This is a genomic window from Nitrospira tepida (assembly GCF_947241125.1).
Classification (GTDB): domain Bacteria; phylum Nitrospirota; class Nitrospiria; order Nitrospirales; family Nitrospiraceae; genus Nitrospira_G; species Nitrospira_G tepida.
This window is the reverse complement of record NZ_OX365700.1, coordinates 1,037,627-1,052,323: the sequence shown is the minus strand read 5'-3', so window position 1 is coordinate 1,052,323 and position 14,697 is coordinate 1,037,627. Positions and strand designations below refer to the sequence as shown.

At 64.5% G+C, this 14,697-nt stretch carries 12 protein-coding genes; all 12 read right to left on the bottom strand.

The annotated features are described in order from the left end of the window. Window positions 1-9 precede the first annotated feature (9 nt). On the bottom strand, window positions 10-1,200 hold the full coding sequence (ftsZ, locus tag QWI75_RS04980) for a cell division protein FtsZ (RefSeq protein ID WP_289267591.1): 1,191 nt from the start codon (window positions 1,198-1,200) through the stop codon (window positions 10-12). A gap of 49 nt (window positions 1,201-1,249) precedes the next feature. Next, complete coding sequence (gene ftsA, locus QWI75_RS04975; protein WP_289267590.1) at window positions 1,250-2,491, bottom strand: cell division protein FtsA; 1,242 nt, start codon at window positions 2,489-2,491, stop codon at window positions 1,250-1,252. A gap of 3 nt (window positions 2,492-2,494) precedes the next feature. After that, the gene (locus tag QWI75_RS04970; RefSeq protein ID WP_289267589.1) at window positions 2,495-3,349 is read right to left on the bottom strand and encodes a cell division protein FtsQ/DivIB; all 855 of its coding nucleotides are present in this window, start codon (window positions 3,347-3,349) and stop codon (window positions 2,495-2,497) included. Window positions 3,350-3,368: 19 nt separating this feature from the next. Further along, window positions 3,369-4,316, bottom strand: a complete 948-nt coding sequence (locus QWI75_RS04965; protein WP_289267588.1) for a D-alanine--D-alanine ligase — start codon at window positions 4,314-4,316, stop codon at window positions 3,369-3,371. 37 nt (window positions 4,317-4,353) lie between these two features. Next, window positions 4,354-5,307 (bottom strand): UDP-N-acetylmuramate dehydrogenase, encoded by a 954-nt coding sequence (gene murB, locus QWI75_RS04960; protein ID WP_289267587.1) that lies wholly within the window; start codon window positions 5,305-5,307, stop codon window positions 4,354-4,356. A 9-nt stretch (window positions 5,308-5,316) separates the two neighbouring features. Next, window positions 5,317-6,702 carry a UDP-N-acetylmuramate--L-alanine ligase gene (gene murC / locus QWI75_RS04955; RefSeq protein WP_370693618.1) on the bottom strand — a complete coding sequence of 462 codons (1,386 nt, stop codon included), beginning with the start codon at window positions 6,700-6,702 and terminating at the stop codon, window positions 5,317-5,319. A 61-nt stretch (window positions 6,703-6,763) separates the two neighbouring features. Continuing rightward, window positions 6,764-7,888 (bottom strand): undecaprenyldiphospho-muramoylpentapeptide beta-N-acetylglucosaminyltransferase, encoded by a 1,125-nt coding sequence (murG, locus tag QWI75_RS04950; RefSeq protein WP_289267585.1) that lies wholly within the window; start codon window positions 7,886-7,888, stop codon window positions 6,764-6,766. A gap of 29 nt (window positions 7,889-7,917) precedes the next feature. Further along, entirely contained in the window at window positions 7,918-9,090 is a 1,173-nt protein-coding gene (ftsW, locus tag QWI75_RS04945) for a putative lipid II flippase FtsW (RefSeq protein ID WP_289267584.1), read from the bottom strand. A 30-nt stretch (window positions 9,091-9,120) separates the two neighbouring features. Beyond that, window positions 9,121-10,548 (bottom strand): UDP-N-acetylmuramoyl-L-alanine--D-glutamate ligase, encoded by a 1,428-nt coding sequence (gene murD, locus QWI75_RS04940; RefSeq protein ID WP_289267583.1) that lies wholly within the window; start codon window positions 10,546-10,548, stop codon window positions 9,121-9,123. After that, entirely contained in the window at window positions 10,545-11,624 is a 1,080-nt protein-coding gene (gene mraY / locus QWI75_RS04935; RefSeq protein ID WP_289267582.1) for a phospho-N-acetylmuramoyl-pentapeptide-transferase, read from the bottom strand. The genes murD and mraY overlap by 4 nt, the downstream gene beginning before the upstream one ends. 43 nt (window positions 11,625-11,667) lie before the next feature. Beyond that, on the bottom strand, window positions 11,668-13,119 hold the full coding sequence (locus QWI75_RS04930) for a UDP-N-acetylmuramoyl-tripeptide--D-alanyl-D-alanine ligase (RefSeq protein ID WP_289267581.1): 1,452 nt from the start codon (window positions 13,117-13,119) through the stop codon (window positions 11,668-11,670). Window positions 13,120-13,177: 58 nt separating this feature from the next. Beyond that, window positions 13,178-14,680, bottom strand: coding sequence for a UDP-N-acetylmuramoyl-L-alanyl-D-glutamate--2,6-diaminopimelate ligase (locus QWI75_RS04925; RefSeq protein WP_289267580.1), 1,503 nt, complete (start codon window positions 14,678-14,680; stop codon window positions 13,178-13,180). Window positions 14,681-14,697: the final 17 nt, after the last annotated feature.

The following is a 14,697-nucleotide window of genomic DNA, read 5'->3' as shown; positions in this document are numbered from 1 at the left end:
ATCCCAATCCTAATCGGCCTGCTTCCGCAGGAACGTCGGCACATCCCACTCGTCATCCGGCAGCAACCCGACTCGCTCTTTAAGATCCCGCTGCTCGCTCAGCTTCCGGAGGAAGGCCGGGCGATCCAGATCCCGGGCCGGCTTCTCACTGACGCCGGCGGAGACCGCTGCCAGGATCTGCTGTCCCGCCCGGGCGGGACGCGCCGCCCGATCGGCCGCAACCGGATTCTTGGCTCCGTCCTCCCCATGCTCGAAGCCCGTCGCGATCACCGTCACCACCAGCTCATCTCCCATCTCCTGGTTGATGACCTGACCGACGATAATGTTGGCTTCCGCGTCGGCGGCCTCCTTGATGATCGAGGCGGCTTCGTCCACCTCGTGCAGAGAGAGATCGGCGCCGCCGGTGATATTCAGCAGCACGCCCCTGGCTCCCTCCACCGTCCCGTCTTCGAGCAGCGGGCTGTTGATCGCCTTATGGGCCGCTTCCACCGCACGATTAGCTCCGCGCGCCCGTCCCATCCCCATCACCGCCCGGCCTGTATGGGCCATGACGGTTCGCACGTCGGCAAAGTCCACGTTGACATGGCCGGTGGTCGTGATCACGTCGGCGATGCCTTGGATGGCCTGCCGCAGCACGTCGTCCGCCACCTTGAAGGCGTCCAAGAGCGGCGTCGCCTTGTCCACGATGGCCAGCAGCCGCTGATTCGGAATGATCAGCAGCGTATCCACGTGGCGGCGCAGGTCCCGCAGCCCTTCCTCCGCATGGCTCATCCGCCGATGCCCTTCGAACTGGAACGGTTTCGTGACGACGCCCACGGTCAGGATGCCCAGCTCGCGGGCGACGCTCGCCACGATGGGAGCCGCCCCGGTGCCGGTGCCGCCGCCCATGCCGGCCGTGACGAAGACCATGTCCGCGCCCTGCATGGCTTCGCGGATCTGGTCCTTGCTTTCCAATGCCGCGTCCTTGCCGATTTCCGGTCTCGCGCCGGCGCCCAGCCCGCGCGTCCGCTCCGGCCCCAACTGGATCTTGAAGGCCGCCTGCGACCGTTCCAGCGCCTGCACGTCCGTGTTGGCGGCGATGAACTCCACCCGGCTCAAGCCTGAGTGGATCATCGTGTTGACCGCATTGCAGCCGGCTCCGCCGACGCCGAAGACCTTGATGTGGACCGGGGACAGAAGATCTTCTTGAAATGAAAACATGTGGCTCCCTCCTCTCGGAAGCATCCCGGGCTTCCGCTCCCGCTGGTGGCTACGTTAAGAAGATGTCGGTCAGCTTCCCCACTAATCTGCTGAGCGCCCCCTTGATCGGCCCTCCGCTACCGATCCCGGCGAGTTCCTGCGCCTCCGCATGCTGGCGGGCATGCAGCAACAGTCCCACCCCGGTCGAATAGATTGGATTGCTGACGATGTCCCTGAGTCCCCCCACGCCGCCCGGTACCCCCCGCCGGGCCGGCAGGTTGAGCAATTTTTCCGCCGCGTCCAGCATGCCCTCCAGCAGGGACGTCCCGCCGGTCAACACGACGCCGGCGCCCAACATGCCTTCATAGCCCGCGCGCGCGATTTCGCGCCGGACCAGTTCGAACATCTCCTCGACCCGAGGCTCCAGGATGTCGGCGATGTCGCGCCGCGTGAACATGCGCGCCGGGCGCTCGCCGACCGACGGCACCTCGACCATCTGGTGTCCCTGGAGCAGATCCGCCCTGGCGATGCCGTATTGGAGCTTGATCTTTTCCGCTTCGCTCTGCGAGGTCAGCAGGCCGATCGCCAGATCCTTGGTGAGATTCTGGCCGCCGAGCGGCAGCACCGCCGTATGGCGGACGCTCCCGTCCAGGAAGATGGCCAGATCGGTCGTCCCGCCGCCGAAGTCCACCATGGCCACGCCCAGTTCCTTTTCCTCGGGACTCAACACCGCTTCGCTGGAGGCCAAGGGCTGAAGCACGATGTCCACGACATCGAGACCGGCTCGGTTGACTCCCTTGATGAGGTTCTGGGCGGACGTGACGGCGCCCGTGATGATGTGCACGTTGACTTCCAGCCTGGTCCCCAACAGTCCGACCGGATCGCGGATGCCGTCCTGATCGTCCACCATGAATTCACGCGGCAGGACATGGAGCACGCGCCGCTCTTGGGGGATCACCGCCATGGTCCTGGCGCTGTCCACCGCCCGCTGCACGTCCTCCCTTGTCACTTCCTGCTTCTTCAGCACGACCACGCCCTTACAGTTTTCGCCGGCGATATGGCCGCCCGCGATGCCGGTATAGACCGAATGGATCTCGACCCCCGCCATCAGCTCCGCGTCGTCCACGGCCTTCTTGATCGATTCCACCGTGCTCTCGATATTGACCACCACCCCTTTGCGGAGGCCGCGCGATGGGCTCGATCCCACCCCGATGATGTTCAGCGCGCCGGTTTCCGTAATCTCCGCCACAATCGCGCAGATCTTGGTGGTGCCGATATCAAGCCCCACTAGGATTTGTTCTCGTTTGGGCACGCCTTACCCCCTTTCTCGCACGATCACGCGCCCGGCGAACCGGAGATCCACATCGATCGGCGACGGATCGCCCACAAGGCGATGTTCGGTTGCCAGGTTCGGCCTGAGCCGAGCGTAGAGACCCCATTTTTCTTGGAAACCTGAATGGCCGAACGACAGGCGCGTCTCCTTCACCGTCGCAACCAGATTCGCCGGATTCGTCGCATCGATGACGATCCGCTCGCTTGTGGTCTCGGCGAGAATCCCGGCCAGCGTCACCGCCGCCTTGATCGTCCGGCGCTCGCGGCTCGCCCCCTGCGCAAGATGCCTCGGCTCGACCCCGACGCAGAGCGGCAGCGAAGGTTCATCGACACGGCCCAACCATTTGAGGATCTGTCCCTCTTCATCCACCAACACGTTGATGTCGGATCGTTGCACGACGGCGGCCGGCCGGCGTTCCATGATCGTCACCTGCAACTGATGAAAGGGCAGCCTGGTCAGTTCCGCATCCTTGATCCACGGATGCGTGCGCAGCCGTTCGACGAGTTTGTCCGGATCGATGTCATAGAGAACCGCCTGTTTGTCGAGCCGGAGTCTCGTCAGGACTTCGGCGCGCGTGACCTGTTGAAGACCGACAACCGTGACCTCCCGCACACGGAACAGCTCGGCCATCCAGGGGCCGGCATTGTGCCACAGGAGCGACCCGCCCCAGCCGGCCAGCACAAGAACCCCGAGCACCGCCGCCAACTTCGCCGTGCCAACGACGAACCGGACCAGCGAACGGGTTCCCGCCCTCAGCCGGCCCTCCTGACCGCGCAAGCCCCGCTTCAGGTTTTCCCGCGGGCCCGCCGGTCGTTTCTGTTTGCGCCTTCCAAACACAGGCTCTGCTCCGTTCCCGTCACGCCCGCTTGATGCGCGCGAGCGCCGACTCCAGAATCCGTTCCGTCAACCGGTCGTAGTCGATCCCCGCCTGCGCCGCCGCCATCGGCAACAGGCTCGTCTCGGTCATCCCCGGGACCGTGTTGACCTCCAGGACAGAGGGTTTTCCCTTGGGAGTGACGCGGAAGTCCACGCGCGCGGCCCCTTCGCAGCCGATCACCTCGTAGGATCGAACGGCCAGATCGCGCAGCAGGCGCGCGACCTTTCCTGAAAGTGGCGCCGGGCAGAGATATCGGGTCTGCCCCTTTTGGTACTTGGCTGAAAAATCATAGAACCCCTCCGGCGCGGCGATCTCCACGGCTGGCAAGGCTTGGAGGGTCGAGCCCGATCGAAGCACTCCGACCGTGATCTCATGGCCGGGGATGAAGGCTTCGACCACCGCCTCGTCGTCGTAGCGATGGGCCAGTTCCAACGCGTCCATCCATGCGGCCGGCTTGCGGACGATGCTGACCCCGATCGTGGACCCCTGAGTAGCCGGCTTCACGACCACGGGCCATTTCAACCCGCGCGGCAGCGGAGGCCGTTTCCCCTTGGCTTTGCCTTTGACGATTACCCCTCCCGGCGGAACAGGAATTCCCTGGGAAACCAATACGACCTTCGTCAATACCTTGTGCATGGCCACCGCGCTCGCGCGCACCCCGGAGCCCGTGTAGGGGATGCCCAAGGTTTCGAGCAGCCCCTGCATGGTGCCGTCTTCGCCGCCAGGTCCATGGAGGGCGATGAAGGCCAGCCCCACCTTCAACTCGTGCAAATCCCGCGCGATGTTCGGACCGACGTCGATGGCGACCGAATCGTAGCCGCGGCGGGCCAGCGCCTGGTGTACGGCCTGCCCGGTGCGCAGGGACACGTCCCGCTCGGCGGACCGGCCGCCCATGAGCACGCCGACTCGCGCGGTGGTCAACGGCATGAAGCCCTTCTCATATCAGACGATGGTTGAGGAAGCCTCATGAGGCTTCTCCCACGACCTTCAACTCGAGTTGCAGCTCCACTCCGCTGACTGCCTTGACGCGGTCCTGCACCAGCCGGATCAGCGCCAGCACATCCGATGCGGAGGCCCGGCCTGTGTTGACGATGAAGTTCGCATGTTTCGCGGAGACCTGCGCCCCTCCGACTTTTTCGCCCTTGAGGCCGGCCGCTTCGACCAATTGACCGGCCGTCCGAGGACCGGGGTTCTTGAACACGCAGCCGGCATTGGGCTCGGTCAGCGGCTGCGTGGCCTTCCGATAGCGCAGGTAGTCCTTCACCACACGTTCGATCTCCCCCTTCGAGGCCGGTTTCAACTGAAGCCTGGCTCCCACGACGATTCCCTCCGGCAAGAGCGCGCGCCGATACTCGAAGCCGATGTCCGCTCGGGCCAAATCGCGGAGGCTGCCGTCCGGGAACGCCATTCGCACGCCGGACAGCGCATCCTTCATCTCACCGAGCCTGGTGCCGGCATTCATCACGACACAGCCTCCGACGGTTCCGGGAATCCCCGCAGCCCACTCCAACCCGCTCAATCCCAGCGTGATGGCCCGCTTGATCAGAGTCGGCATGCCGACTCCAGCCTCCGCATAGAGCACATGGCCGGCTTCGACGCGAACGGCTTTGAGATGCGAGAGCCCGATCACGATGCCGCGAATCCCCCGGTCCTGAATCAGCACGTTGGTGCCGCCCAATACGAAGACCGGAATCCGCAACCGATGCGCCTGACGGAAGAGCCGCGCCGCGTCCTCCTCGTCCGCCGGCGTCACGAACACATCGGCCGGTCCTCCGATCTGGAACGACGTGAACGTGCTCAGCGGGAGATTGAACCGCGCCTCCCCTCGCACCCCGTCGAGCGCCTCTTTCAAAGCCGACCGCGACAGACCCTGCCCTGTCGACTTGCGTGAACGCGTCCTTCCAAAACCTTGTTTCATGAAAGTGTCTCACGACGGCAAACGATCCAAGATTCCCAGTCCGGCCTTCCAGATGTCGCCCGCCCCCAAAGTCAGCACCATATCGCCGGGTTGAAGGAGCGGCATGGTACGGTCCGGCAAGTCCTGCTTCACCGGCACATAGGTGACGTTCGGATGGCCGGCGGCCCGGATCGCCTCCGCCAACCGTTCGCCGCTGACTCCCTGGATCGGCTGTTCGCTCGCCGGATAGATGTCCGTGACCAGCAGCAGATCGGCATCGCCGAAGGCGCCCGCAAACTCGTTCAGCAAATCGCGCGTCCTCGTGTACCGATGCGGCTGGAACAGCACGACCAGGCGCCGGTTCCATCCCTGCTTGGCAGCCGCGAGCGTGGCCTTGATCTCGGTCGGGTGGTGCCCATAGTCGTCTACGACCATCACGCCCTGTTTTTCACCGCGCAGGTGGAAGCGCCGCTCGACGCCCGTGAAGGCGGCCAATCCCCGTCGGATCAAGTCCACCGGCACATCCAATTCGGCCCCGATCGCGATCGCTGCCAGCGCGTTCGACACGTTGTGAATCCCGGGGATGCACAACCGGAACGGCCCGAGATTCTTGGACCGGAAGTGGGCGCGAAATTCAGCCCCCCATTGTTTAAGCACGATATCGGTGGCCCGGTAATCGGGCGGGGCAAATCCCTCGTGCTCCTTGAGGCCGTAGGTTTGATAGCGCTTGACCACGCCGCCCAGCAGGCCGCGGAGCCGTTCGTCATCCAAACACAAGACCGCCAGTCCGTAGAACGGAATCCGGTTGATGAACTCCGAAAAGCTCCCGGTGAGCCGCTCCATCGATCCGTAGTGGTCAAGGTGCTCGCGATCGAGATTCGTCACGGCGACGATCGAGGGAGCGAGCCGCAGGAAGGACCCGTCGCTTTCGTCGGCCTCGGCCACCAGCAGCTCGCCGCGCCCGAGCCTCGCATGGCTGCCCAAGGCATTGACCTTGCCGCCGATCACCACCGTCGGATCGAGCCCGCCTTCGGCCAGCACGCTCGCCACCATCGAGGTCGTGGTGGTCTTGCCGTGCGCGCCCGCGATCGCGATGCCGTACTTGAGCCGCATCAATTCGGCCAGCATTTCGGCCCGCGGAATCACCGGAATCGGCTTGGCCTTAGCCGCCACGACCTCCGGATTGGACGGCGAGACCGCGGAAGAGACCACCACGACCTGCGCCTGGCCGATGTTCGATTCCTGGTGGCCGATGAAGATCCGCCCGCCGAGTTCCTCCAGCCGCCTGGTCGTGTCCGACGCGCTCAGGTCCGAACCGGTCACCTGGTACCCGAGCGTCAACAGGACTTCGGCGATCCCGCTCATCCCGGAGCCGCCGATCCCGACGAGGTGGATATGTTGGATTTTGCGAAACATTGACGTTCGGACTCCCCGTCTTACCTGCCGGCCGTTGCCCGGCTCGCGCGCCTCGACTCCATCACGATCCCGTGACTCCAACAGACTCATCGGCTTCATGAGACCTCCCTAGCAGCGACAGGCATTCCTCCACGATGCGCCCGGCGGCATCGACGCGCCGCAACGACAGGCTCCGGGCTCGCATGTCCTGCAGGCGCTGTGAATCGGTGAGGACGCTGCGAATGGTGGACGCCAACCGCTCTCCCGACAGTTCATACTGCGGCAGGACGATCGCGGCGCCTGCCGATTCCATCACCGCGGCGTTCTTCGCCTGATGGTTGTAGATGGCCTGGGGCAGCGGCACGAGAATGGCCGGACAGCCGCAGGCGGCCAATTCGGCGATCGTCATCGCGCCGGCCCGCGAGACGACCAAATCGGCCGACCGGAGCACCAACGGCATGTCGTAGAGAAACGGCCGGACGTCCGCGCGCACCTTGTGTTTTGCATAGCCCTGTGCGACGGATTCCCGGTCCTGCTCGCCGGTTTGGTGGGTGATCAACAGACGGTCCCGCAGGTCCGTCAGATAGGGGAGCGCATCGACCATCGCGCCGTTGATGGCCTTGGCGCCCTGACTGCCGCCGAAAATCACCAGATGCATACGCCCATCCTCACTTCCTTGTGTCCGCGCCTGAACCGGTTCCAGAAATTCCTGACGAAGGGGAGTCCCGACGACCCGCACCTTGACCCGTGGGAAAAATTCGGCCGCCGAGCCGAAGGCCAGAAACACCAACTGGACTAGCGGCCCCAACAGCTTGTTGGCCAATCCCGGATAGGAATTGGGCTCCAGGATCACCCGCGGCTTCCGCAAGAGCGCTGCCGCCAGCAGCACCGCCGGAGAGGTGTAGCCTCCCACCCCGATCACCAGATCGGCGCGCTGCGCTTTCAGCAACCGCATCGACTCCCAAATGCCCGCTGGAAGCGCCGCCAGCGCCTTCGCCGCGCCGAGTCGTCCCACGCCCATGAAGGGCTTGGCGGTGATCAATCGGAGCGGAAACCCTTCGCGCGGCACCACGCGGGATTCCAGTCCGCGGGTCGTCCCGACGAAGAGCGCGGAGGCGCCGGGCCTGACCCGCTGAAACTCCCTGGCAAGCGCGATCGCCGGATACAGATGCCCGCCGGTTCCCCCTGCCGCAATTACAATGTTCATTCACCGGCCCGTTCACCCGGTCGGTCACGTCACCCGTTGCGCTCCTGTCCCCCGTACCGGTCGCGCGAGATGCTCAATAGGATCCCGACTCCGATCAAACTGATGACCAACGACGATCCGCCGTAGCTCACGAAGGGCAGCGTCAATCCCTTGGTCGGCAACAACCCGGTGACGACGCCGGCATTGATGAGCGTTTGGGTCGCGATCAAGAGCGTAATCCCCATGCCCAGGAAATAGCCGAACGGCATGCGCGCACGCGCGGCGATCGAGAAGCCCCGGATCATGAAGGCCAGAAAGAGCATCATGAGGGCGGCGGTCCCGAAAAAGCCGAGTTCCTCACCTACCAGGGCCAGCACAAAATCCGTATGCGCTTCGGGTAGGAAGAACAGCTTCTGCTTGCCCTCCCCCAAGCCGACGCCGAACGGCCCTCCGCTGCCCAATGCGAGGAACGATTGCGTGACTTGAAACCCGGCGCCCGACGCGTCTTTTTCCGGGAAGAGAAAGGCCACCACTCGCTTCCACCGGTAGGGCGAGCTGACCACCAGCGCCAGGACCGCCGGGACGGCGCAGAGCACCAGCCCAAAGAGATGACTCAGCTTGGCCCCCGCCAGAAACAACAGGCTGAACATCACCAACCCGATGACGACCACGCTCCCCAAGTCAGGCTGGAGAAAGATGAGGCCGCAGACGGCGCCGACCAAAATGAGCGGCGGTAGGACCCCCTTCTGAAACGAGAGGAGCCGTTCTTGCTTGGCCGCCAGATAGGCCGCGAGGTAGATCACAGCCACCACCTTCGCGATTTCCGTCGGCTGAAGCAGGATGGGTCCGGCCCGCAACCAGCGCCGCGCGCCCTTGGCCAGCACCCCGATGGACGGGATCAGCACCAACAGCAACAGGCCGCCCGTGACCGCCAATAGGGGGACGGCGAGTTTCTTCCACACGGCATAGTCGATGCGCGAGGTGATATGCATGAGGGCCAATCCCAACACCAGCCACGCGAGCTGCCGCTTGAGGAAATACCAAGGGTCCTGAAACCGGTTGCCTGCCACCACAGCGCTCGCGCTGAAGACCATCACCAGCCCGACCAAGGAGAGGGCGAGCGTGATCACGACGAGCGTATGGTCCAACGCCACGAGCTTACGGGCCCGTTGGCTCGAACTCGGCCATGGAAGCACCAGGGTCCCCGCTGTTTTCCCGGCCATGAGTCTCCTGCCGATGGATCCGGCAACGTGCTACGGCAGCGCCGATACCGCCGCCTTGAATTGCCGTCCCCGATCCTGATAATCCGCGAACATGTCGAAACTGGCGCAGGCCGGAGACAGGAGCACGATGTCGCCCGCTTCCGCCTGTTCGGCCGCCAGCCGCACCGCCTCCTGCAACGACGCCGCCTGCTTGATTCGATCGTAGGGTTGAATGGCCGCCTTGATAAGCGGCGCCGCTTCCCCGATCAGCACGACACCCTTCACCTTGCGCGCAATCGGCTCTTTGAGCCGGGCGAGGTCTCCGCCCTTGTCCTTCCCTCCCGCGATCAACCAGATCGGCTGGTCCAGACTGTCCAGCGCCTTGACCGTGGCATCGACATTCGTGCCCTTGGAATCGTTCACGAACCGGACTCCGTTGCGCTCCCGGACGAGTTCCAGCGCATGTTCAAGTCCGGGAAAGGAGCGGAGGACCCGACGCATGGCGTCCAGATCACAGCTACACAACAGGCCGATCGTCGCGGCGGCCAGCACATTCTCCACGTTATGCGACCCCAAGAGCCGGATGTCCCGGCGGGACGCGATCGTCCGTCGCTGCCCGTCAAGCAGCACCACGAGGTCTTCGCCGTCGAGAAAGGCCCCGCCGGTTGAAGCCGGAGGTATGGTCTGGCGGCGGGTAAACCCCACGCAGCGGGCCCGAACGGTCCGGCCGATTGCCGCCACTCTGGGGTCGTCCAGGTTGATGACCGCATAGTCCGTCGCCGTCTGGTTCTCGAAGATCCGGCTCTTCGCCCGCACATAGTCGTTGATCGACTCGTACCGGTCCATGTGGTCGGTCGTGATATTCAGCAGCGCCGCGATCCAGGGTTGGAATCGCTCGATCGTTTCCAGTTGAAAGCTCGACACTTCCGCAACGATGACCTCGTAGGGCGATCGGCCGACGCCTCCCTGCTCCTCCGCGTCGAGGCTCGCCAGGGCCGCTTCGGAGACGGCCGTCCCCAGGTTGCCTCCCACGAACGCCTGTTTCCCGCTTTCCTGCAGAAACTTTCCGATCAGGGTCACGGTCGTGCTCTTGCCGTTGGTGCCGGTCACGGCAACGATGGGAGCCGACAAAAAGCGGGAGGCCAGCTCCAGCTCCCCGATCACCCGGATGCCGCGGCGGCGGACGGTGTCGAGCACGGGCGCGTGGGTCGGCACGCCGGGACTGATGACCACGAGATCGGCATGCTGAAAGGCGCGCTCGTACTGCGCCCCCAGGGCCAGCCCGACCCGTTCCACATCCAGCTTCCCCAGAACCCCTTGCAACTCCCGCTCATCCTTGCGATCCGCCACCGTGACGCGGGCCCCGATTCGCGCGAGCAACGTGGCCGCCGCCACCCCGCTCCTGGCCAATCCCACCACGATGACGGCCTTCCCGGCCAACTCCTCTCCCATGGGTGAATGGACCGGCATGGTCATCATCGCAGCTTCAATGTGCTGAGGCTCAGCAGCGCCAGGAGAATCGCGATGATCCACAGGCGGACCACCACCTTCGGTTCCTCCCAGCCCTTCATCTCGAAATGGTGATGGATCGGGGCCATGAGAAAGATCCGCTTGCCGCGCGACTTGAAGGACAGCACCTGAAAGATCACCGAAACGGCCTCGATCACGAACACGCCCCCAACCAGCAGGAGCAGCAACTCATGCTTGCTGATCACCGCCACGGTCCCGAGCGCGGCGCCCAAGGGCAGCGAGCCCACGTCGCCCATGAAGACCGTCGCCGGATAGGTGTTGAACCAGAGGAAGCCCAGGCTCGCCCCGAAGATCGCCGCGGTGAAGACCCCGACTTCCCCGGCCCCCTCGATATGGGGGATCAGCAGGTAGTCGGCGAACAGACGGTGCCCCGCTGCATAGGCCACGATCGTGTAGGCCATCGAGGCGATCATGACCGGCCCGACGGCCAACCCGTCCAGACCGTCCGTGAGATTGACCGCATTGGAACTGCCCACGATCACCAGCACGACGAACGGGATGTAGAGCCATCCCAGTTCCGGGGTGAAATTCTTGAAGAACGGCACGCTCAACTTGGTGGAGTACCCCGGGAGAAAGAAGTACAGAATCAGGCCGATCGCCAGCGCGATCGCCACCTGCCCCGCAAACTTTTGCGAGGCCGTTAAGCCCTTCGATTGAGCCTTGATGAACTTCAGATAGTCGTCCACAAATCCGATCAGTCCGAAGCCCAAGGTCGAGAGGATGACGAGCCAGACGTACTTGTTCGTGAGGTCGGCCCAGAGCAGGGTGGCCAGCACTACGGCAAAGATGATCAGCAGCCCGCCCATCGTCGGAGTGCCGCTCTTGGCCAGATGTCGCTTCGGCCCGTCGTCCCGCACCTGTTGCCCCAGCTTGATCTCCTGAAGTTTCTTGATCAGCCACGGGGCCAGGACGAAGGCGATCAGAAAGGCCGTGACCGAGGCGTAGATGATCCGAAAACTCAGGTATCGGAAGACATTGAGAATGGAGAACTCGGTGTGAAGAGGATACAACCAGTTGTAGAGCATACCGATTCAGCCCGCCCACTTCCGTGCGAGGAGGTTTGTTCAGCTAGGCGCCGGCGGCCATCCGGACCCGTCCCTGTAAGGCTTCCAGCACCCGTTCCAGTTTCATGCCGCGCGAGGCCTTGACCAGCACCGTATCACCAGGCTGGAGCAGATTCTTCAAGACCGCCGCCGCTTCCACCGCGTCATTGACCGCCAACACCTGATCCTGGGACATGCCGGCCCGTCTCGCGCCTGCGGCGATCCGCTGCCCCAGCAGTCCGCAGGTGATCAGCCGCTGAATGCCCAACTCGGCGGCCACGGCGCCCGCCTCCCGGTGCAACTCATCCGCGTTCGCGCCCAGCTCCAACATGTCGCCCACCACGGCGATCGTCCGCCCGCCTCGCCCCATCTCGGCCAGCAACCGCAGCGCCGCCTTCATCGAGGAGGGATTCGCGTTGTAACAGTCGTTGATCACCCGCGCGCCGCGCACCATCACGACTTGGGACCGCATCTGAGCCGGGCGAAATGCGGCTAAGCCTTTGCCGACCAACACCCCGCTCAGCCCCAGCGCATAGCCGACCGCCGCGGCGGCCAAGGCGTTCAGCACATTATGGTCGCCGTGGACCCGCAGCGCGATGACAGGAGCACGATGGCGTCCCGGCAAATGTAATTTGAATGTGGCGCCCAACTTGCCGTGGTGGTCGGCGTCCGTGGCCCGCACATCGGCCCGCTCGGAGAGTCCGAACGACACCACGCGGCAAGTCGCCCGCGCCGCCAGATAATCGAAATAGGGATCGTCGGCGTTCAGCACGACCACTCCATCGGCCGGCATCTGATCCAACAGCTCGGCCTTGGCTTGAGCCGACCCTTCCAGGTCGCCGAAGAATTCCAGATGGTCCGCGCCGATATTGGTGATGATCCCGACCGTGGGACGCACGATCTCGCACAGGCGCGTCGTCTGGCCGCGCGCATCCACCCCCATCTCGATCACCGCGGCCTTGTGCCGGGCGGTCAGTCGCAACAGGGTCTGCGGCACGCCGATTCGGTTGTTGAGGTTGCCTTCGGTCTTGAGGGTCGTCCAGCGCGCGGCCAGGACCGCGGCCACCATGTCCTTCGTGGTCGTTTTCCCGTTGCTCCCGGTCACCGCCACCACCGGAATGGCGAACCGGTTGCGATGGTGCGTGGCCAATTGCTGAAACGCGAGCAGCGAGTCCCGCACGCCTAAAATGATGGCCGGCCGACGCGCGGGGCCGCGCATGAGGGGATCGGCCGGCACTCGGTAGGAATCTTCGACCAACGCCGCCACCGCCCCCTTCCGGAAGGTCTCCGGAACGAAGGCATGGCCGTCGAACCGATCGCCCCGCAACGCGACAAAGCAGTCGCCGGGTCGCACGGTCCGGGAGTCGGTCCAGAGGCGCTTGATCGCTGCCTTCGGCGCCATTGACGGGTCACCAGCCAGAAGCCTGGCGCCGACAACCTCGAGCACTTCTTCTACGGTATAGAGGGACCCTGCCATCACCTGATCCATATCTGATACCCGCACCGTGCCGCGTACCGTCCAATGATGCCCACGCTCACACGGATTGCAGGCTGAGGATGGCCTCCCGGGCCACCTCGCGGTCGTCAAAGTGGTGCTTGGTCGTGCCGATGATCTGATAGTCTTCGTGCCCCTTGCCGGCGATCACCACCATGTCGCCCGGACGCGCCTCCCGCACCGCGGCCTTGATGGCTGCGCGACGGTCGGCGATCACGTGGCACCGCACCTGAGGCCGATGACGGAGCGCGTCCTTCACGCCGACCTCCACCTCCTGCAGGATGGCCTGCGGCTGTTCGGTTCGAGGGTTGTCGGAGGTCAGCACGACCACATCGCTGCGCTCCACCGCCGCCCGTCCCATCTTGGGGCGCTTCGTCCGATCCCGATCGCCCCCGCAGCCGAAGACCGTGATGATGCGTCCAGGCCTGAGCGCCTGCGCGGCGGACAACAGCCGCACCAACGCATCTTCGGTGTGGGCATAATCCACGACGACGGTAAACGGCTGGCCCGCCTCGACCCGCTCGAATCGCCCCGGCACGTTGCGGACGGAGGCGATCCCTTGGCAGACCAAATCCAGCGACAACCCTTCCTGCAAACCGACCCCCACTGCGGCCAGCGCGTTATACACATTGTGCTCGCCGACCAGCCGGCTTTCCACCTTGGCCCGCCCGTGCGGGGTCGCGACGGAAAAGGTCGTCCCCGATGCCGAGAGCCTCAGGTCCTCCGCGCGGAGATCGGCCGCCCCCTTGATCCCGTAGGTCCAGAGCGGGACGGCGGTTGCTTTCCGGATGCGCTCGCTCCAGGGATCGTCCAGGTTGACGATCGCCCGCTTGGACGGTTTTCGCTTCCCCTCGGCGAGTCCGGTAAAGAGCTTGAGCTTGGCCGAAAAGTAGTCGTCCATGTCCCGGTGAAAGTCGAGATGGTCCTGCGTGAGGTTGGTGAAGACCGCCACGTCATATTCGCAGCCGACCGTCCGATCCAGCGCCAGCGCATGCGAAGAGACTTCCATCACGGCTGTATCCATGCCGGCCGAGACCATCCGGCTCAACAACGCCTGGAACTCGAGGGCGCCCGGCGTCGTATGAGCGGCCGGCACCAGCTCCTCGCCGATCTGATAGGCCACGGTTCCGATCAATCCGACCTTTCGTTCGGCCGATTCGAGAACGGCTTTCGTCAAATAGGTAATCGTCGTCTTCCCGTTGGTGCCGGTCACGCCCACCATCCGAAGGCGTGACGAAGGATCGCCGTAGAAGCGGCTGCCGAGGAGCCCTAATGTCCTGCGCGAGTCCTTGACCAGGATGACTGGAACAGTCCCCTGCGCCTGCGGTTGTTGGACGACCAGGGCTGCGGCTCCCGCCTGAAGGACCTGCGGAAGGAACTGATGGCCGTCCACCCGCTCGCCTTTGACGGCGACGAATAGTGCCCCCGGCTTCACTTGGCGTGAATCGTCGGTAATCCCGGTCACGGACAGGGCAAGGTCGCCCCGCTGTTCTAGGATTTCCGATCGGATGACCGGCGAGTCGAGCATGTCGGCCAAGGTCACCTGCACACCATCGGCTT